The sequence below is a fragment of the Roseobacter sp. N2S genome (genome assembly GCF_031454055.1).
Classification (GTDB): domain Bacteria; phylum Pseudomonadota; class Alphaproteobacteria; order Rhodobacterales; family Rhodobacteraceae; genus Amylibacter.
Window position 1 is genome coordinate 100,240 of the sequence record NZ_JAVDQB010000009.1, and the last position, 20,073, is coordinate 120,312.

The window sequence follows — 20,073 nt, forward strand, 5'->3', positions numbered from 1 at the left end:
CGTTAAAAAATTATTATCTTTCCAAGGTTTCCAACCGCGCGGCCTCTGCCATCGAATAAGACGGCCAGCCAAATTCTGCGTCCAGTTGTTTTGCGCAATTCATAATCTGGGACAAAGCTGCAAGATTCTCATCCTGATTGACACCAAAATTATGTGGATGTGTCCAAAGGTGAAAAAAATATTTGTTTTCAGCGCAATAGCGCATGGATTCTAGGGTGCGGTTGATCCGCCTATCTTCCAGCGGGCGCAATCGGGGGGCATAGGGCCGCAAAAACCGGCTGGAAGGTAAATTGATGCTCGAACCTGCCATCTTGGGGATGAATCCGTGGTGACCTGACAGATTAAAATAACTATCCGCCAGTCGGCCAAGCCGTTTAAGCTGCCCCTTTCCAATAGCGGATTGTGGGTGATAGATTTTCGATTTCTCGGTCCCGCGATAGGCCGTCAAACCCTTTGCCTGACAGAGCTTTACATGAGCCAAGTTCACTTGATTCCTGGGGAAGACGAAACTCTTCAACGAGATGTCTTGCTGCCCCGCGACAGCGATCGCTGCGTTCAAATCAGAGTCAAAAGCGGCATCAGTCATTCCGGCTTCGAGACTGTAAATATGCGAAAAACTGTGGCTGGCGATTTCCTGCTTCGGTGTTTCTGCAATCCGCTGAATGAGAGAGAGGCCAAAATGGTAGGGATCAGTTTTTTCGTCTCGCCCAATGTTTGGCAAATAGGAATAGGCAGAAAGGGACGCGTTCTTATAGCATGGTTTGACTGTAGGCAGGCCCGCCATCAAAGCTTCTTTATCTTCAAAAAACAGCAGCCCTACAGTGGCCCAGGTCGCCGAAATATTATGGTTTGCAAACATATCCAACATGCGCGGAATTGCCTGCCGCGCCCCGAGAATATTGGCACCATAATCAGCAATTGTACGCTTGTCGCAAACACCCCACATGAGTTCGAAGTCTAAGCTGAAAATTAGACCGCCCGCGTGTTTTGACCTGCCAGAATGAATGTCCATGCACATTTATCCCGCAACACTTAGGTTCTGTCCAGCTTTGAGCATGTACAGGCAGGAGATTGGCTGCAGCCGCTTACCACCCCAAATCGCAAGATTTTTAGGTATTTTTGCAAACAACGCCTTTAGAAAAGGTTTGGCCCGCGCCTAAGCCTCAATACCGTTTTCGAGTTCGTAGTCGATGATCAAAGCACATAGATCATCTGCACGTGCAGCCATGGTAGAGCGCCAATCACCGTTTTTTATGCGTTTAAGGGCAGCAAGGTATTCCACCTTGGCCTTTTCATAACTTTCCAGGCTATCTATTTTTGATACGGATGGCAGATCACCCAGATGTCCGAGCGCAAAGCCGTTCGGTTCAACCACAGCAGGAATCATATCAGCTGCGGCAGTGTTATTCGTATAGTTTCCGTCCGCCATTTTAACCGCCCGATCGCCCGTTTCTTGACGTGTGATTTTTTGCTTACGCATTTACCCTGATCCAATCACACAAAACCACCTTGAAAGCAAGAGAGTACTCCACCATTCAACCTCAAGTTTCAACCAAAAAGATTAAGAAATGGTTTACAACAGCGGAGCGCGGGATGTCAGCACCCCGTTTAAGAACCAACGAAAACGTTCATAAAGAGACAGAATAACAAGTCAATTATCGACTGAAACGTGAACTAAATATGGCTGAAACGTGCCAAATTTGGGGCGCATTCGGCGGATTTTCGTCATTTCATGGGGCAGATTTACTCTATTTTAACGGGATGATCCTAAGGATTGGGTATGTTGTCGATTCCTGATGTTGGTATTCTAACCACAATTGTATCACCTGGTTGCAGCACGGTCTGCTCTGACCCGCCGCGCGCGTCGCTTGGCGTTTCCCCTCCCGTCGCCCCGTTGCCAATAACGGAAATCAGCAACGGCAGGTCTGTAGCGTTCTTCAATGCATTTCCCGCAAATTCAAGGGTTGAGGTGTACAAATCAGTCTGCGTTTCAATGGTCAGGGCAATTTCACTCAGCTTGGTGCGCGACGCATCAAGCTCTACCAGCAAGGCTGCCATGTTCTTTTTCCGAATATCAATTTCTTCATGTTTGGCTTGTATCAATGACTGTTCTGCCTGCAATTTTTGCACTGTCAGTTCAATTTCCCGAATCCGCTGCTGGGATAGGGTCCGGCTGGCCGCCGTCACGTCGCTGGCGCGAACCGTCCCGTTTTTCAGCAGTTGTTGCTTGTTTTTCAGATCCTCGCTGGTCAAGGCAATCTCTTCACGCACCAGGGTTAACTGGCTTTCCAGCCCCGCAATAACCGAGTTTAAAAGACGCGAAAGTTCATCAATAGACAGCACGCGCTGGCGCAGGGTTTCTATGTTGTTTGCAAATATTTCCTCCTCCAGATTGATCAGGCCGATATCTAGCAATTTGTCCTGAATTTCCTTGGGCGGTGTGAATGTATCGGCATTTGATATCTCTGCTTCCAGCCGCGAAATGCGCAGCAGTAATCTCTGCTGGCTTAGGATCAAAAAGCGCCGCTGGCCGTAAGATCGCAAAATACTGTGGTCGATCTCCAAACCGCTAGCCCCACCACGGGTGACCCCCCCTGCCATTGCAATGGCCTGGCGCACTGTCGCCCCTGGGCGGAACTTGTATTCACCCGGTCGGCTTACGTCGCCAGCGACAAAGATCGGATTATACTCGGCGATTTCAATTGCAACCGCAGGGAGTTGCAATAGACCAATTTTAACCTTCAAACCCTGTGCAATCAGGGTGGAAATCTGATCGAGCGTAACGCCTTTCACGGGCAAGGTTCCTACATAAGGGAATGAAATATTCCCTGCCGCGCCAACAGTGTAGTTGCCGCTTAAGCCGTTCCACTCTTCGTAAGTGCTATTGACCCCGTCCCAGTTTCCGACGCGAATTTTTAAAACGTCCTGCGTGTTGACGGCATATTGTTCTTCGATTCCCGTCTGTGCCGACGCAAAGCCAGCTTGAAAGACAAAACAATGTGCGAGAACAATTAGAAAATTCCTAGTCCAGTTTTTCATGGCTGCCTCATCACTTTCAAATTTATGTTAAAACCTAAGTATTAATTGAAAATGCGTTTATAACAACAGGGCATAGACCCTTTGGCGCCGGACGGAGGCCTTTGATCAATGGTATTTCGCAAAGATATTTTACGATTTTCAGCTTTTCCAGCCCAATGCCTACGCATTTTTAGTACGATTCTTGCCATCCACGGGTCCGCCTATGCAGCGCAACCAGCTTTTCCCAATGCCATCGGATTCGGCAAAACTGCGGTTGGTTGGCGTGGTGGCGAAGTGGTTGCCATAACAAACCTGCAGGATTCCGGCCCCGGGTCCCTACGCAATTGCGTTGAAAACACAAAAAAGCCCCGCGTCTGTGTGTTTGATGTGTCTGGGACAATTTTCCTAAAGCGCCCGCTTTTCTTTTCCTCGAACCTTTATCTTGCGGGGCAAACGGCGCCCGGTCAGGGGATTCAGCTGCGCTTGCAGGCCGGGAATTCTACGCCTGTGATCCTTAAAAACACCACAAATGTTTTGATCCGGTTTCTAAAGATACGCCCCGGTGCAGGCCCTAAAGAAAGCGCAAATATTGATGCGATTACGGTGGAAAGCAGCCAGTTTATCTACTTGGATGCCCTGTCCATGCAGTTCGCTTCGGATGAAACTTTTAACATCCATGTGAACAAAATGGCGGTGCAAAATGTGACGCTGGCGCGATCCATTCTTTCCCATTCCCTTGATCATTCTGTCCACCCCAAGGGCCGGCATTCAAAAGGCGCGCTGATTTGTTCCCACGAAGGGCCTGCCAGCATGCCGCTGGGCTGTGGTGTAATCAGTCTCGTGCAGAATTTATTCGCCCATAACCGCGACCGAAATCCTGATGTGAAGGGCACAGACATCGGCCCAATCGAAATTATTAACAATGTTTTTTACAATCCGATCAGTCAGTTGGGCGAATTTTATGACCTGCTTGGCACAGCGACTATTTACTATATTGGCAATGTCACACAGTCTGGTCCTAGTACGAAACGCGCCCCGCTGACATCGGTTGAGGCGTTTGACTGGCATGATGATTTTGATCTGCGGATATTTGAACAGGATAACATCAACCTCTGGCGCAACGCCTGTGCCCATCCAACGCGCCTGCCGATTCTTGACCCTGAAGCGGAAAAATTCCGTATTCTGATCCCGGAAAATGAGTCGGGGATTGTACCACGCCCTGCTGAAACCTTACGGGTAGAAATCGGCGGGCTGGTTGGCGCACAATTGCCCCAATGGGGCGGATTGGACAAATTGGATGCGCAGGCCGTAATGGATTTCGAAACCTGCGAGGGTAAGGTTATCGACACACCGGAACAGGCCGGTGGGTGGCCCGTTTTGATCAAAGCACGTCGTGACCCTGACAGTGATGGCGACGGCATGCCAGACAGTTGGGAAAATATGAAGTCAGGACTCAGTGCCTCTTTGGGGGGGCAGGCTTGGGGGGATCGTGACAATGACGGCTGGTCCAACCTCGAAGAGTATCTGTCGTGGTTGGCGGGTGATACACAAAAACCCTAATAATCCGTCAATCCTCTATGGCGAGGTTTCCGCTCATTTCTTGAAAAACCTTGACTTTTAACCCCGAATGGGTGCCAATTAACCATTATTTAAGCCCTTCTTGGGCGAAAAAGGTTTTTTGAAATGCCAAGGTTTTTGGAGTTGATCTTCATTTTGACCGTCACGGTCCTGTGTCTTGTGCCGATGTGTTTAACAGCCGCGGTCATCTATCTGACCTTGGGCCCGCCTGTGTTTTTTCGGCAGGTGCGCGCGGGCAAATCCAAACATCCGTTTGAGATTTTGAAGTTCCGAACCATGGGCACACAAACGGATCAAAACGGACATTTGCTGGCGGATCATTTGCGCCAGACCAGACTGACCCAGATCATCAGACGCCTAAGGTTAGATGAGTTGCCGCAGCTTTTGTCCATCCTGAAAGGTGACATGGCGCTGGTCGGGCCGCGCCCCCTGCTGCCCGCGACAATTGACGAATTTAACCAATTGGGCGTTCAAAGATGCCGCGTGCGCCCCGGTTTGTCAGGCTGGGCGCAGGTCAGTGGAAATGTGAATTTAACCAATATAGAAAAGGTTATTCTGGACGTTTGGTATGTGCATCACAGAACTCTGGCGCTTGATCTAAAGATTTTGGCGGAAACCTTCTTGGTGCTGATTTCCGGCGAAAGGGTGAACTCTACACGCATTGAAACGGCCAAAAAATGGGCCGCTGGAAATGGATTGCAGGTAGAGCCATGAACAGCATTTTAGACAGTATTCCAGATGGCGGTGCTGGTTGCGCCTTGGTTGTGGCGCCCCATCCGGACGATGAAATCCTTGGGGCGGGTGGCACCATTTCAAAAATGCTGAAAGCGGGGCGGCAGGTTCACGTCTGCGTTGTCACAACAGGCCGCGCACCTTTGTTCGATGCACAGCAAGCGCGCACCGTGCGGCTGGAAACCGAAAAAGCCCATGCTTTTCTGGGCGTTACCCAAACCCACTGGCTGGACTTGCCCGCCGCAGAACTGGCTGAAACCCCTCAACGTGAGTTGAATGGCGCCATCGGAAACCTTGTCGCCACGCTTAAACCCGAAATCCTGATCATCCCCCATGTGGGCGATATACATATTGACCATCAATTGGTCCATCTGGCCGCAATGGTCGCCGCCCGCCCCCATCAGGAATGGCATCCTGCGGTGATTATGGCCTATGAAACCCTGTCCGAAACAAACTGGAACACCCCATCGGCGACGCCGCCATTTGTGCCGAATGTATTTGTGGATATTTCCCAACATCTGGAACAAAAGCTCGCTGCTTTTGCGATTTTTGAAAGTCAGGCCAAACAGCCCCCCCATGAAAGATCGGTGAATACGTTGCGGGCACTGGCCACCTTGCGCGGGGCAACCGTCCACAGGGACGCCGCTGAAGGTTTTATTTTAATCCGGCATATTGGATGATGACATGGCAGCTTGGCCGCATTTTGACGAAGAACAAGTGGAGGCCGTTGCCGCAGTTTTACGCTCTGGCAAGGTGAACGCATGGACCGGCAGTGACGTCGATGATTTCGAACGGGCTTTCGCCGCAAAATTCGAGTCCACCCACGCCATCGCATTGGCCAATGGCAGCGTTTCCCTCAATCTCGCGCTACAGGTTCTGGACCTTCAACCGGGTGACGAAGTCATCGTGTCCCCTCGCAGCTTTGTCGCATCGGCGTCCTGTGTGTTGTTGTTTGGCGCAATCCCTGTGTTTGCCGATGTGGATGCAGATTCCCAGAACATCACCGCCGCCACAATTGCCCCCCTTATCACTGCAAAAACCAAAGGCATCATTCCCGTGCATCTGGCGGGCTGGCCCTGTGACATGCCCGAAATTATGACGCTTGCGCATCAACATAACCTCTGGGTTGTGGAGGATTGTGCCCAGGCTCATGGTGCTAGAATCCAAGGCCAACAGGTGGGCAGTTTTGGCGATTTTGGTTCATTTTCATTCTGTCAGGACAAGATTATGACGACGGGCGGCGAAGGCGGGCTTTTGACCTGTCAGGACCGGTCTTTATGGACCAAAGCCTGGAGTTTTAAGGACCACGGCAAGTCTTATGAAACAGTACATCGCAAAGATCATCCCGCCGGTTTTCGCTGGCTGCATGAAAACCTTGGCACGAACTATCGGATGACCGGCCTTTCGGCAGTAATCGGCGCGATCCAGTTGCAGCGGCTGGACGACTGGACCCAGACCCGCGCCCGCAATGCGGATATTTTGTTTCAGGCCATCCGCGATCTGCCGGTTCTGCGCACGCCGATGCCGTCAAATGCCACCACCCATGCATGGTATCGTTTTTACACCTTTGTGCGCCCCGAAAATCTGGCCAAAGGTTGGACCCGAGATCGCATTCTATCCGAAATCTCGGCACAGGGTTTTGCCGCGTTTTCAGGCAGTTGTTCGGAAATTTATCGTGAAAAAGTCTTTACGGATCGCAATTTGGCCCCCGCACACAGGCTACCCGTTGCCAAAGAACTCGGCGAAACCAGTCTTGCGTTTTTGGTCGATCCGATGATTTCAAAGGACGAACAACACGCTTTGGGTCAATGTATCGCAAAGGTATGCGCACAGGCCTGCGCATGAGCAAACGGCTGGTGTTTGTGCAATCGGGATTGGGGGCGGGTGGCGCTGAAAAAATTATTAACCTAATCGCGCAGCACAGGGCGCGCCTTGGGGATGAGGTATTTGTGCTGGCCTTTCATGACAGCCCCGACAGCAGTTTTTTCCAATACCCCCCATCGGTCGTGCTACGCACCATGCAAAGTGAAATCAGCGCACCTGTCGCGGGTGGGCAAGGCTTCCTGCGTCAGGTCCGTTGGTTGCGTAAAACCATAGCTGAAATCCAGCCGGAACGGGTTGTGTCCTTTCTGACCAAAATCAACGCGATCAGCGCAATCGCCCTGTTGGGGACGGCCCCACATCTGATAGTGTCAGAGCGTAACAATCCGTTAAAACAACGCCCCGGTCGGTTTTGGAAAGGTTTGATTTCATTCACCTTTAACCGTGCTGATTGCATCGTGATGCAAACGGGTTCTGCGCAAAAACTGCTAAACCGTGCGGCGCGCGCTAAGTCTTGCGTGATCGCAAACCCCTGCATCATGGTGCCACCTGTAGGGTCCGAAACCTCGAAACAGGTAATCGCCGTGGGCCGCTTGACCCAGCAAAAAGGGTTTGATCTGTTGATTGACGCCTTCGCAGCGGTACTGACCAAACACCCCGACGCGGGGTTAACCATCTGGGGGGAAGGGCAAGATCGCGCCAAGTTGGAAAAGCGGATCAATGATAAGGGACTGAATTCAAATATTTTCTTGCCCGGATTATCCGATGGTACGCAGGCTTGGGTGGATCAAAACGCGATTTTCGTCTTATCCTCCCTTTATGAAGGCTTCCCGAATGTTCTGGCCGAAGCCATGTCCGCAGGTCTGGCCTGCGTTGCATTTGACTGCGATTGGGGGCCGTCCGATCTGATTGAACATGGTGTAAATGGGCTATTGGTCCCCACAGGGGATCGGGATAGCCTGTCCCAAGCCATTTCCAGCCTGCTTGATTCCCCCGAACACCGCAAAACTTTAGGCGTCAATGCCCGTAAAAATGCAGAGAAATACGCGCTCGACACCATTTTGCAGCAATGGGATCTGGCGATAGATGGCGGCTCTAACGGGTAGATTTCATCTTGGACATTTCCATGGGCTGTTCAGCGCTGATCCCCAGTTTTTCCGGAAAATTTAACCTATGCTCAATAATTGGCACGTTAAGCTGTTTGGACTGCATAAATATCCGGCCCAAATATTCGCCGACAATACCCAAAAACATCGCATTCAGGGTGATCGACATCAGCAACAACACGGTTGTTGTGGCAAAACCAGCGGGCCAGTCCTGCCCGAAAACCAGTTTGGCGATGGTGTAAAACATCAGCAGGAAAAAGGTCAGCGCGCCGATCCATAAACTGCAAATGGATGCAATGCGCAGCGGAATAAGCGAGTGGTTTACGATGCCATCCACCGCCAATGCCAACATGGCGCGAAAGGGAAACTTGCTTTCCCCTGCTACCCGCGCCTGTCGGTCATATTCAAACCCGACCTGCGAAAATCCCATGGCGCTGATCAGCCCCCGCACATAAGGAGACGTATCGCGCACCTTGCGCAATTCTTGCAAAATGCGTCGATTGACCAAACGGAATTCTCCGGCGTTTTCAGGCAGTTCATCCTCGCTTAACTTGTTGATCAACTTATAAAAAAGCCGCCGCATCGCCGCCACCACAGGGCCGTCTTTCAGGCTGCGGCGGATACCATAGACCACCTCATGGCCTTCCTGCCACTTGTCCAACATCTGTGGGATCAACGACGGCGGGTCTTGTAAATCGCAGTCGATTTGGATCGCACAATCGCCCGAGGCCGCCTGATATCCCGTCAGCACCGAGCGTTGATAGCCCACATTTTTGGAAAAACGGATCACCCGCAGGCGGGGATCGGCAGCAGCGATTTCGCTTAAGATTTCAAAGGTCCGGTCCGTAGAATGATTGTCCGTGACCACCATTTCAAAATCATGCTCGGGGAGGTCGTCAAATACGTCTTTGACAGCCAGATAAGCCCGCTCCACATTCATTTCTTCATTGAAGGCGGGCACGATTATGGAAACCAGTGTTGTGTTCTGTGTCACGGTATCATTTCCTTATTCAGTATCAGACAATTCGGCTAAAAGGGTCTGTTCCAATCCATGGTCAAGCGAAGTTTCTGCGCGCCAATTCAACACCTTATCCGCTTTTAAAGTAGAGGTTCGAAAATCCGGCATACCGCTGCTTTGGTCTGGGGTTCCGCATTTCAAAAGTCGGGAATCCGCGCCCGTGGATTGCAGAACAAGCGCCGCTACATCGCGCATCTTATGGGTTTTTCCTGTGGCGATGTTCATCACCTCACCCGCCGCTTGGGGGCATCGGGACAGGGCCATCAGCCCCCCGATTACATCCTCGATGTAAATCAAATCGCGGGTATCTTCGGGATGTTTGAGTTCAATTTCCAACCCCGCTTTGCATTTCTCAATCATCGCCGGAATTAGAAAATCCTTCGATTGCCCGGCGCCATATGTCAGCGCCAAACGCCCTGTAACGGCTGGAAAATTCAACCTGTTTTGCAACATTTGCAAAAATTGCGTTCCCGCCAACATAGAGGCTGCATAGGTGTTCAGCGGCAAGGCAAGTTGTGACTCCTGAAAGGGGGGGGAGGCCCCACCATATTCAGCAAGCGTCCCGGCCCTGACGAAGGTTTTCAACGGGTGGGGCAAGGCAGAACAGGCGGACAGCAAGCGCATCAAAAGCCCCAAGTCAGACTGAATACTGTCTTGCACATCAGACAGGTCCACAACCGCCGCCCGCCGTGTATTAGAGGCCAAATGAAACACAATTTCCGGCTGAATTTCGCTGACGAGCTGATCCAGCGCCCCGCCATCTGCCGTGTCTATAAGATGCAGCGCGGCCTGTGAAACACCCGATGCGATCCGGTCCAGATTGGACGTGGGGCGCGCCAGAATATGCACATCGTCGTTCTGCGCCAAAAGGCGGCGCACCAGATGTGATCCGATAAAACCAGCGCCGCCAGTGACTAAGACACGTGCCATTTGAAATCCCCGCTCAAGACACAAGCCTTGGCGTGGGCAGCGGCACCAGAAACTTCCCGCCATTGGCGCGAAACGCGGCTTGTTGTTCGTAAATCTCGTCGAAGAAATTCCACGCGAGCACCAAAAGCACGTCCGGTTTTTCCCGTTCTATCGCCTCTGTCCCGTAAATCGGAATCTTCATCCCCGGCGAATACAGACCCTGTTTCAACGGGTTGCGATCCACTAGAAAGTCTAGCGTATCCGTGCCGATCTGGAAGTAGTTCAACAATGTATTGCCTTTGGCGGGTGCGCCGTAACCCGCTATCTTCAAACCGCTTTTCTTCATATGAGACAGCTGCGCCAGCAGTTCTTCACGCATTTTTTCTACCCGCGCAGCGAAGTCGTCATAAGTGGCCTGCTTGGTCAGCCCCGCGGCAGTTTCTTCGGCCAGCATTTGACCAACGATCTGGCTTGGCTCTTCATTGGCCGAAGCGTGCCGCATGAAAACCCGCATGGACCCGCCGTGCACCGCCAGTTTGTGAACGTCCACAACCTCTAGGTCGAAAAACGCACCCAATTTGACCACAGACAGCAGGCTCATTTCGGAAACATGCTCGTGATAGACGTTGTCGAACTCGTTGGTTTCAACAATCGCCTTGGCCCAAGGGACCTCGATCACAAAGGTTCCTTTGTCCGCCATAAGGATTTTGACACCGGTCATAAACGTATGCAAATCTCCGATGTGATTAAAGGTGTTCGTGGTGGATATCACCTGTGCTGGCCCGTGTTTTTCCAAAACCTCTTGGGCGGTTTGCGGATTGAAATAGGCCACATGCACATCAACCCCATTCGCTTTGGCCAGCTCTGCAAGGTTCGCCGCCGGGTCAATCCCAAGGGTTTTCGACCCCTGTTTATTAGCCGCAGACAGCATCAAGCCATCGTTGCAGCCGATGTCTACAATCAAACCACCTTGCGCGCGTTTTTCCAAAACCTGCGCCAGTTCCGCAAAATGCGTGTGCATCGTGGCCGCCCCTGAAGGGACGTATAAATAGTGACGGAAAAAATCCGCAGGTATTTGATCTGCCACCTGAATAAGCCCGCAATTCAGGCAAGCTTGGGTGTTCAACGGATAGGCCGGTTGGTCTTTGTCCCGCTCTTCGGGGCGCACAAACATATTGGCAGGCGGGTGGTTGCCCATGGGCAAAAACAGGGTCAAATCGCTGGACTGACAGGTCCTGCAGGTCTCAAGCGTACTATTCATTTGTCGGTACTCCAGCTTTAATTGGGATCAATTTATGGGGTGAAAAAACGTCTTTGTTAAATCGCTTTTGGTAGGGTAATTTTTCGAGATAAATATGTGTGAAATGGGTGGCGATCAGGGTTAAGATCGACACGGTTGTGATAAAGAAAGCCAATGAAAGCGGTATGTTATCTGTAAATAATCCCAGTTTGATAAACACTGTGCGCATCGGCATATAAACATAAGGATGCACCAGATAGAGACTGTAACTGACCGTCCCCAAATACATCACCCAGCGCAGATTCAGCGCCCGACTGGTCAGGCTGTTCAGGTCCACCGCAAAGTAGAAATACACCGCCGTGGCCGCCATGGTCCCCAGCGCCACAGGATCGCGCATTTCCGGTTGGTAATAGCCAAAATGCCCCTGACTTGAGACCGCAATCAAAGCCACCAAACTGGCCATTTCAAGCCACGGTTTAACCGAAGGCGGCAAGACCCATTTTCTGGAATGCAGATACCAAGTGCCCATCCCGATCAGAAAGAACAGGGCCGCTGGAAGTTTAACCACAAATGCAATCGCCAAAACAACCGCCACCGCAGCCCCCAGTTTAGAAGGGCGGGTAACCACGAAATAAAACACCGTCGCGGCCAGCCCGTAGAACATCACCTCATAGGTCAGGCTCCACGCGTTCGGGGTCAGTTGTTCGGTGCCCACCAGAATATTTGTAAACGTCAGCCCCGCAACAATAGCGAGGGGGGTGTTCACCTCTGGGATCAGGTTGGTCGCGTAATTGGCACAGATGAACAGAAGGGTGAAAAACAGGTAAATCGGGTAAATCCGCCAGAACCTGCGGATGGCAAAATCGCCGATGGAATAGCGAATGACGCTGGGCACAATCACAAAACCGCTGATCGCGAAAAACAGATAAACCCCGTAGGTTCCAAAGTTCCAGAATGGTACGATCCCGTCCACATAGGCGGTGCGATCGGCGTAGACATGTTCAGCAGCGCCCCCCAAAAGATGCGCATAAAACACCATGATGGAGGCCACTCCCCGTAGTCCGTGAACCGCTGCGTTAAACTGTCGAGTCCTTTCCATTGCTAAGCGCCATTCATTCAGGTTTCAGAATTGTTTCGCAAAATCGGTGAAAGTTTCGTGCATGTAATCAATCTGCGGCTGGTCCAGCCCGTGGTGACAGGCCAGCAAAACACCGCCGCGCATCACATCATCGGCCACCGGATATCCGCCCGATCCGGTTTTCACCGCAACGCCTTTCATGGCCGGTTGGCGCAGAATATTGCCGGTAAACACAGGCCGCGTCTGGATGTCCTTTTGTTCAAAATAAATTTGCATGTCGCGCCGCGTAAACGGTGCGTTTTCGCGAACCGTTATGGGAAATGACAGCCAGCCCGTGCGGGAATTTGGCAGTTGGCGCGGCAGGACGAACCATTCCTCAAAGGCTTTAAAGAAAGCCAGCTGCTGGCGGAAATTTTCTTCGCGGGCTTTGATGTTTTTATCCAGTTTAGACAATTGCACACGCCCGAAAGCCGCCCCCATTTCAGAGGGTTCCACATTATAGCCCAGATCTTCAAACAGGAATTTCGCATCATAACTGAACCCTTCCACTTCGACGTTGAAACGGTTTTCAATGGTTTCGGATTCCACAAACAACGATGATGTGCGCCCCCAAGAGCGCAACAACGTAGCCTTGCGCGCAAGGGACTCGTCGTTGATGCAGATCATCCCGCCGTTGCCCGCCGCATTGATCACATGAGAGCCGTAAAAACTGGTGGTTGAAATATCAGAATGCAGCCCCGTGCTGGCCCCGTTGATCGTCGCCCCTAGGGTGTCAGCGCTGTCTTCGACCACCATCAAGCCGTGCTGATCCGCGATCTCTTTGATGCGTATCCAATCAGGCAGATTGCCGATCAGCGAGGGGATCATAACCGCCTTAGTCTTGGGGGTGATCATTGCCTCTATTGCATCTACGTCGATGTTATAGGTGCCCTCTTCTACGTCCACAAAGCTGGGGATCAGGCGGTTTCGAACAATCGGCGCGACTGTGGTGGCAAAGGTCAGGGCGGGGGTGATCACCTCATCACCCTCTGCCAAACCCAGTATTTCAATTGCAACATAGTTCGCCGATGACCCCGAATTTACCATAATGCCGTGTTTTTTAGCGAATAATTCCGCGACACCCGTTTGCATCGCGCGCACATTGTCGCCCATCTGGGTGGATGTTCGTAGAACTTTTACAACGGCTTCAATTTCGTCTTCACCGTGTACGGTTTGTCCATAATTTACTCTCATTTCGGTCCCTCACCTATAAAATTACATTGTTAAATAAATTCACGCATTCTGAATGGCCGCGTAATGCGATATCTGCGTGTCCGTTAAATCAATCAGGTCTTTCCCTGCAAAATAAGCTTTGTACCAATCCACTGTCCAAGCCACCGCCTCATCCAGCGAAAGCCGGGGACGCCACTGCAATCGCGTTGCGGCTTTTGTGCTATCAAGCCGCAGCACTTTGGCCTCGTGAAGCGCGCTGTCACCCGCGCCGAACAGGAATTGCGGCCCCCCTGCACCCCAGTTTGACTGGAACAAATTCGCCAAATGCCGCACATCGGAAACGCCGTTTGTGTCGGGGCCAAAATTCCACCCCTCGCCGTAGGCATGGCCCTGTTCCACAAGGCAGGCGGCCAGTGAAAGATAGCCTGACAGCGGTTCAAGCACATGCTGCCACGGGCGCACGCTGGACGGGTTGCGCACCTCTGTTGCATGGCCGCCAACCACCGCGCGGATAATGTCAGGGATCAACCGATCACGGGCCCAATCGCCACCGCCAAAAACATTTCCAGCACGCACAGTCGCCAGAGCCGCGCCTTTCGGATCGTGAAAAAACGACGCCCGATAAGATGCCGCCAACAGCTCGGTGCAGCCCTTAGAGGCGCTATAAGGGTCCGCCCCCCCCATCGGATCGTTTTCACGATACCCCCAATCCCATTCCTTATTGTCGTAACATTTGTCGCTGGTCACAACGATAACTGCCTGTAAGGACTTCATTTTTCGCGCAGATTCCAAAACATGTGCAGTGCCCATCACATTGGTTGCAAAGGTATCTACAGGCGTTGCATACGACTCCCGCACAAGGGATTGAGCAGCCATGTGAAAGATAACTTCAAAATCATCTCCTTTCAGGACCGAGTCCAAGGCCGCTGCATCACGAATATCGGCCAGGCGGCTGTCGATGGTGTTGCCAAGGTCGGTTGCCGCAAAAAACGACGGCTCACTTGGGGCTGGCAGGGACACGCCAACAACCTCTGCCCCCAGTTTGCGCAGCCAGTGACACAGCCAGCCGCCCTTAAAACCAGTGTGTCCCGTCACAAGAACCCTGCGGCCTGCCAAAACTGAAAAAGGTACCCGCACTTTGGTCTCCTGCTAGTTTCGTTTGGGGTTCAAAGACGAGCGAACAGGCGTGGTTTGACACTTGAAATCCATCCAGGGCGGGTCACCATCGCTGACCAGACTATCCAGATAATCACGATCGCGGACCGTATCCATCGGGTGCCAAAAGCCCTTGTGCTTATAGGCCATTAATTCACCGTCCCGTGCGATATTTGTCAAAGGCGACAGCTCCATCGGTTCGGAATCCCCGGGGATGTAATCAAAAATTCCCGGCTCAAACACAAAGAACCCGCCGTTGATCCATGTCTCGTGTTTGGTCACTTTTTCGGTGAATTCCACAACCTGCGTCCCCTCTAGATCAAGGTTGCCAAACCGCGCGGGTGGCTGAACGGCAGTGACCGTGGCGAGTTTGCCGTGGGACTTGTGAAACTCCAACAAAGCGGCAATGTCGATGTTCCCGACACCGTCAGAATAAGTGACCATAAAAGTTTCGTTGTTCAGCCATTCCCGCAGCCGCAAAATCCGCCCGCCCGTCATCGTATGCGCGCCAGTATCCACCACGGACACGTGACAATCCTGCGATTTGCTGGGCGTCAGTTTCTTTTCACCCGTTCCCAGATCAACGGTCAGGTCATTTGAAATCAGATGAAAATTGTTAAAATATTGCTTCAACAGCAAAGACTTGTATCCCGCTGCAACAATAAAATCCCGATGCCCGAAATTCCGGTAAATATCCATCACTTGCATGATGATGGGCCGGCCGCCAACTTCGACCATGGGCTTAGGAATCTTTACGGTTTCTTCGGCAAGCCTCGAGCCGAGACCGCCTGCCAAAAGTAGCACTTGCATATGAGTTTCCAAAAATAAAAAATAAAATTTATACCATTAGTATGAGCCCAGATTTGAAAGTTTCAACTTATTAGTAGGGAGGCCCTGCCCCATCGAAGCCGTTGAAGGTGAACAATTAAGGTTCAAGTCCACGGGTTCAGACTGAAAGAAAACGGGGGGCTTTTCTGCCCCCAAAATGGGCAATTTTGCGAATTATTTTTATTTTTTGTCGATTGGAATTAAATTTATCGTATCAAGGAGTTGGGATGAAAATTCTATTTATAGGCGCCGTTGAAGGTTCAAAGATTGCCTTTGACGCTTTGGTAGACGCGGGGATCAGGCCAAGCCATGTGCTGACCCTGCCACCAGAACGGGCGAAACGGCACTCAGACTTTGTTGATATTGGCGCGCCCGCGCGCCGAATCGGAAGCGAAGCGCTCTACTCTGACGACATTAACGATGCGTTAACTCTCGAAAAAATAGAAACGATTCGCCCCGATCTGTGTCTGATTATTGGCTGGTCGCAGATTTGTCACCAGCGTTTTCGCGGTATTGCGCGGCTGGGAAATATCGGTTTTCACCCTGCGGCCTTACCCAAAATGCGCGGGCGTGCGGTGATCCCCTGGACCATCCTGCTCAATCTGCCAAAGACAGCGGCCAGCCTGTTTTGGCTGGATGAAGGCGTTGATTCCGGTGATATTCTGGCACAAACAGAGATCACGGTTGCAGCAGATGAAACCGCGCAGTCTTTGTATAAAAAGCAGACCGATGCCTTGGCGTCCATGCTGCCAGCAGCCGTGATGTCCGTGCTTGATGGCACCGCAAAACGTATCCCGCAGGACCATTCAGAAGCCAGCTATTGCGCAAAACGCACCCCCGCAGACGGGCGCATAAACTGGGCCGACCCCGCCGCGAAAATCGCGCGTTTTATCCGTGCCGTGGGGGCCCCTTATCCCGGTGCATTTACCACAACTCGGCACGGCCCGCTTTGGATCGACACCGCCTGCCTGCCCCCCAAGCCGATTGATTACATTGGCATCCCCGGCCAGATTCAGGCCATCCGCGAAAACAGCTTCACTGTGCTTTGCGGAGATTATAAATCCATCGATGTGCTCAACTGGCGCGCGCCAAGCGGGTCAAAATTGCGCCAGCACAGCATTCTGGGCGCGGGGGCATCTCGATGACCCACAAGACTCTTAATATTTTGATAACTTCGGCGGGGCGGCGGGTTGGTCTGATCGACTGTTTCCGCGCGGCTGCCGATGATCTTGGGCTGGACCTGATGGTTCACGCTTGCGATCTTAACCCCCATTTAAGCGCGGCCTGCCAAGCGGCCGATCAGGCCCATAAAGTTTGCCGTTGCACGGATACCGACTATATTCCGCAGCTGCTTGATCTTGTCGAACAACATAAAATCCACCTGCTGATCCCCACAATTGACCCCGAACTGGCCCCATTGGCGCAAGCCAACACGCAGTTCGCCGCACGGGGCACACAGGTTCACGTCAGCAGCGCAGAGGTCATTGCGATTGTGCGCGACAAGGCGAGAACCTCGGATGTATTGCGCAAAGCAGGCATCGCTGTGCCCAACACGGCCACCCATAGCCAGATTGTGGAACAGGCCGCAGAATGGGCATGGCCGGTCTTTGCAAAACCATCCAATGGCAGTGCCAGTAGAGGGTTGCAGGTCTTTGATTCTGTTAAAGATATTCCGCGCAGCTTTAGCGAACCGATGATCTTTCAGGACTATCTGCAAGGGCCGGAGTATACGATCAATATTTTTGTCGACGCACAGGGGCAACTGCAAACCGTGATCCCCCACCACCGCCTTCAAACCCGCGCAGGCGAGGTTGAAAAAGGCATCACAATCCGCAATCCGATGTTTCAATCCATTGCCGAAAGCATCGTCACCGCCCTGCCCGGTGCCCGCGGCGTGTTGTGTTTTCAGTTGATTGACGACCCGAAACTCGGCCCGAGGGTTTTTGAAATCAACGCACGTTTTGGCGGCGGCTATCCCCTTGCGGATTACGCGGGCGCGAAGTTTGCCACATGGTTGCTGCAAGAGGTCACGGGCCAGCCCATCAGCGCCCATAACCAGTGGCGGGAGGGTGTCGAAATGATGCGCTACGACGCGGCGATTTATCGTGGCTGATCCCATTCTGGTGTTCGATCTGGATGATACTTTGTATCTGGAACGAAATTTTGCGCTTAGCGGTTATCAGGTCGTTGGCGCTTGGATGCAGGCAAGATATGGCGTCACAGATTTCGCGCAGCGCTGCACAAAACGTTTTGAAACGGGGGCTTACACAGGAATTTTTAATCATGTGCTGCGTGATCTGGGGCTAATGGACAGCCCGGATCTGATTACCAGACTGGTTGAACTCTATCGAAACCACCCGCCGAACATAACGCTTGAACCAGATGCGCTGCGGTTCCTGTCTTTGCCCCGATACAAGGGAAAACGCGGCCTGATCACCGATGGCCCCCCCCGGACCCAAGCCAATAAAATCGCGGCACTTGGCATCAAAGACCAGCTTGATTTTGTTGTCCGCACAGGGGAATGGGGGGCTGGATTTTCCAAACCCCACCCCCGCGCGTTTGGCTATTTAGAGCAGGCGTTTCAGGCGCACCCTGAACAGATGGTCTATGTCGCCGATAACGCCGCCAAAGATTTCGTAACTCCGAATGCCAGAGGCTGGGGCACGGTCCAAATAGTTCGGCCCTTGGGCATCTACAAAACCCCGCCCGCCGACCGCGCCCACGCCCCCGCCGCCACAATTACATCCCTTGACGATTTGACCCGTTGCTTAACGCAATTTTAATCGCTGGGTCTTAGGTACAATTTGGCCGCGCCGTACCGATTTGACACGTCAAAATCAGGGACAAGCTGATAGTTGTTTTGTTGTGCGTAATCTACCATCGGGCCTTCGAGGTCGTCAAAAAAGCCGAGCAATAACCCGTCAGGGGGGTCCGCCGCAAACAGCGCGGCAATATCAGGCGCGCGGCTTGCCCGATAGTGTTTTTCAAGCTCGGGCGTCAAGTAGGGCCAAACCCGATAGGCGAACTCTCCGGTGGCAAATTCATCATAGACCGGAAGGCCCGATTCCATCGGGTAAAGTGGCAGAAACGTGAATAATTTTCCGTCCAGCCCCCGCGCCAACATAATGTTGCGCAGCTTCAATCCAGCGCTGTGAACTTGCGCGACTGCTGTGTTTTCGGGGCGCAATAGATTGAAATACCCAGGCCCCAGTCGCGGCAGACTGATCAGGACGAGCAACATCATAGCAGCCGTTAAAAGCGGATAGGTCTGGGTTTTCTGATTTGTATCAAGGCGTGCAAAAAGCAGGGCGATTAGCAGCGGACAACACAGAATCGACTGCATAAAATACTGTGGAAAAGACGGAGTAGGTACAAAGCTCATCCAGCCAGAGGCAATCAGACAGCCAAGAACCGTCAGGATCAGGCCCTTATGATTGCCACCCGAACCTGCGCCATCATGGCGGATTTTCCAGCGCAAAACACCCAGATAGGTCGCGATTATTAGCAACACAAAACTTGCACTGGCGAACCAACTGGCAAAGGCGACCAGAATTTTCTGGCGAAAATGAAACGGAGGTGCATCGACATCTTGCAGCCGCGCCGCCCAATATTCAATATGCGGACCCGTGTGAAAACCGACCACATGGGCCAGAAAATTTGCAGGGTCTTTCACCAGATAAACCAGCACCGGCAGGGCCCCAACAAGCCCGCCGATCACCAATGGCACAAAGACTTGCCGTAGCCTTTGCGCAAAAGACAACTCACGCGGCAGGAAAAACGCACCAATCGCAATGGGCGGGATAAAGAACAGCGCATTCGCTTTGGTCGCGGCCGCCAGAAGCAGGCAGATCGCCGCGAAAAGCAGGATCCAGAACCTTTTGTCCGGCTCAAGAATTCCAATGCAAAACAGCGCCATTCCCGAAAAAATCAGCGGCAAAGGCAGGAAATTATTGGTGGCCGTCATGCCAGACTGATCGTGAAACCCCGTATTGGTCAAAAGGGCGATCACCGCAAAAAAGGCCAGATACCGCGAGCCAGACAGCCTGTGCAGACACAGAAAAACGCTAAACGACAGGATGACCCACGCCAGAAAAACCCCGATCCGCGCAGCAAGCAACGGGGATGCGCCCCCGATCAGCGTATTTACCCCGAAAAAATACCACGCACTGGCTGGCACGTGATTATAGAACATATCCAGATACAACCGTGCGTCTTGTAACAGCGCGGCAGGAGGCACAAAAAGCTGTTCGTCTTTGCGGATTTCATAGCCCAAAATACGCCCCAGAATCCCCAACAATAAAAAGATGACCAGTCCGCAACAGACAACAGTCGACGCCTCTATTTTCTGCCTTTGCATAATGGTCTCCTGTTCTAACGA

At 52.2% G+C, this 20,073-nt stretch carries 19 protein-coding genes; 8 read left to right on the top strand and 11 right to left on the bottom strand.

What is annotated here, in order from left to right:
- Window positions 1–13 precede the first annotated feature (13 nt).
- The 3 genes from GGE09_RS18185 to GGE09_RS18195 form a co-directional block, all read right to left on the bottom strand.
- Complete coding sequence (locus tag GGE09_RS18185) at window positions 14–1,012, bottom strand: polysaccharide deacetylase family protein (RefSeq protein ID WP_309747601.1); 999 nt, start codon at window positions 1,010–1,012, stop codon at window positions 14–16.
- Between the two features lie 144 nt (window positions 1,013–1,156).
- A complete protein-coding gene (locus GGE09_RS18190; protein ID WP_309747602.1) occupies window positions 1,157–1,480 on the bottom strand; it encodes a hypothetical protein in 324 nt (107 codons plus the stop codon).
- A gap of 287 nt (window positions 1,481–1,767) precedes the next feature.
- Window positions 1,768–3,039 (bottom strand): polysaccharide biosynthesis/export family protein, encoded by a 1,272-nt coding sequence (locus GGE09_RS18195; RefSeq protein ID WP_309747603.1) that lies wholly within the window; start codon window positions 3,037–3,039, stop codon window positions 1,768–1,770.
- A 108-nt stretch (window positions 3,040–3,147) separates the two neighbouring features.
- On the opposite strand from GGE09_RS18195, the gene GGE09_RS18200 reads away from it, so the two are divergent.
- The 5 genes from GGE09_RS18200 to GGE09_RS18220 all read left to right on the top strand — a co-directional run bounded on the left by GGE09_RS18200 (window position 3,148) and on the right by GGE09_RS18220 (window position 8,255).
- The gene (locus GGE09_RS18200; protein ID WP_309747604.1) at window positions 3,148–4,578 is read left to right on the top strand and encodes a hypothetical protein; all 1,431 of its coding nucleotides are present in this window, start codon (window positions 3,148–3,150) and stop codon (window positions 4,576–4,578) included.
- A gap of 123 nt (window positions 4,579–4,701) precedes the next feature.
- The gene (locus GGE09_RS18205; RefSeq protein WP_309747605.1) at window positions 4,702–5,310 is read left to right on the top strand and encodes a sugar transferase; all 609 of its coding nucleotides are present in this window, start codon (window positions 4,702–4,704) and stop codon (window positions 5,308–5,310) included.
- Window positions 5,307–6,008 carry a PIG-L deacetylase family protein gene (locus tag GGE09_RS18210; protein WP_309747606.1) on the top strand — a complete coding sequence of 234 codons (702 nt, stop codon included), beginning with the start codon at window positions 5,307–5,309 and terminating at the stop codon, window positions 6,006–6,008. The genes GGE09_RS18205 and GGE09_RS18210 overlap by 4 nt, the downstream gene beginning before the upstream one ends.
- A gap of 4 nt (window positions 6,009–6,012) precedes the next feature.
- Window positions 6,013–7,173 (top strand): DegT/DnrJ/EryC1/StrS aminotransferase family protein, encoded by a 1,161-nt coding sequence (locus tag GGE09_RS18215; RefSeq protein WP_309747607.1) that lies wholly within the window; start codon window positions 6,013–6,015, stop codon window positions 7,171–7,173.
- Window positions 7,170–8,255, top strand: coding sequence for a glycosyltransferase family 4 protein (locus tag GGE09_RS18220; RefSeq protein ID WP_309747608.1), 1,086 nt, complete (start codon window positions 7,170–7,172; stop codon window positions 8,253–8,255). The genes GGE09_RS18215 and GGE09_RS18220 overlap by 4 nt, the downstream gene beginning before the upstream one ends.
- Here GGE09_RS18220 and GGE09_RS18225 read toward each other — a convergent pair.
- Genes GGE09_RS18225 through rfbF form a run of 7 tightly spaced genes read right to left on the bottom strand, consistent with a single transcriptional unit; the run spans window position 8,245 to window position 15,677 of the window.
- Window positions 8,245–9,249 (bottom strand): glycosyltransferase family 2 protein, encoded by a 1,005-nt coding sequence (locus GGE09_RS18225; protein ID WP_309747609.1) that lies wholly within the window; start codon window positions 9,247–9,249, stop codon window positions 8,245–8,247. The two genes, GGE09_RS18220 and GGE09_RS18225, sit on opposite strands and share 11 nt — an antisense overlap.
- Window positions 9,250–9,261: 12 nt before the next feature.
- Window positions 9,262–10,203 (bottom strand): NAD(P)-dependent oxidoreductase, encoded by a 942-nt coding sequence (locus GGE09_RS18230; protein WP_309747610.1) that lies wholly within the window; start codon window positions 10,201–10,203, stop codon window positions 9,262–9,264.
- A gap of 13 nt (window positions 10,204–10,216) precedes the next feature.
- Complete coding sequence (locus GGE09_RS18235; protein WP_309747611.1) at window positions 10,217–11,443, bottom strand: class I SAM-dependent methyltransferase; 1,227 nt, start codon at window positions 11,441–11,443, stop codon at window positions 10,217–10,219.
- On the bottom strand, window positions 11,436–12,521 hold the full coding sequence (locus GGE09_RS18240; RefSeq protein WP_309747612.1) for an acyltransferase: 1,086 nt from the start codon (window positions 12,519–12,521) through the stop codon (window positions 11,436–11,438). Before GGE09_RS18240 ends, GGE09_RS18235 begins: the two co-directional genes overlap by 8 nt.
- Before the next feature lie 24 nt (window positions 12,522–12,545).
- Complete coding sequence (locus GGE09_RS18245) at window positions 12,546–13,733, bottom strand: aminotransferase class I/II-fold pyridoxal phosphate-dependent enzyme (protein ID WP_309747613.1); 1,188 nt, start codon at window positions 13,731–13,733, stop codon at window positions 12,546–12,548.
- A gap of 39 nt (window positions 13,734–13,772) precedes the next feature.
- Window positions 13,773–14,849: a CDP-glucose 4,6-dehydratase gene (gene rfbG / locus GGE09_RS18250; RefSeq protein ID WP_309747614.1), complete on the bottom strand. Its 1,077-nt coding sequence runs from the start codon at window positions 14,847–14,849 to the stop codon at window positions 13,773–13,775.
- 12 nt (window positions 14,850–14,861) lie between these two features.
- Window positions 14,862–15,677: a glucose-1-phosphate cytidylyltransferase gene (rfbF, locus tag GGE09_RS18255; RefSeq protein WP_309747616.1), complete on the bottom strand. Its 816-nt coding sequence runs from the start codon at window positions 15,675–15,677 to the stop codon at window positions 14,862–14,864.
- A 245-nt stretch (window positions 15,678–15,922) separates the two neighbouring features.
- On the opposite strand from rfbF, the gene GGE09_RS18260 reads away from it, so the two are divergent.
- From GGE09_RS18260 to GGE09_RS18270, 3 genes are read left to right on the top strand one after another with little or no spacing between them, the layout of a single operon-like run.
- Window positions 15,923–16,840, top strand: a complete 918-nt coding sequence (locus GGE09_RS18260) for a formyltransferase family protein (RefSeq protein ID WP_309747617.1) — start codon at window positions 15,923–15,925, stop codon at window positions 16,838–16,840.
- Window positions 16,837–17,808: an ATP-grasp domain-containing protein gene (locus tag GGE09_RS18265; protein WP_309747618.1), complete on the top strand. Its 972-nt coding sequence runs from the start codon at window positions 16,837–16,839 to the stop codon at window positions 17,806–17,808. Before GGE09_RS18260 ends, GGE09_RS18265 begins: the two co-directional genes overlap by 4 nt.
- A complete protein-coding gene (locus tag GGE09_RS18270; RefSeq protein WP_309747619.1) occupies window positions 17,801–18,478 on the top strand; it encodes an HAD family hydrolase in 678 nt (225 codons plus the stop codon). The genes GGE09_RS18265 and GGE09_RS18270 overlap by 8 nt, the downstream gene beginning before the upstream one ends.
- On the opposite strand, the gene GGE09_RS18275 is transcribed toward GGE09_RS18270, so the two are convergent.
- Window positions 18,475–20,052 carry a hypothetical protein gene (locus tag GGE09_RS18275; RefSeq protein ID WP_309747620.1) on the bottom strand — a complete coding sequence of 526 codons (1,578 nt, stop codon included), beginning with the start codon at window positions 20,050–20,052 and terminating at the stop codon, window positions 18,475–18,477. The two genes, GGE09_RS18270 and GGE09_RS18275, sit on opposite strands and share 4 nt — an antisense overlap.
- Window positions 20,053–20,073: the final 21 nt, after the last annotated feature.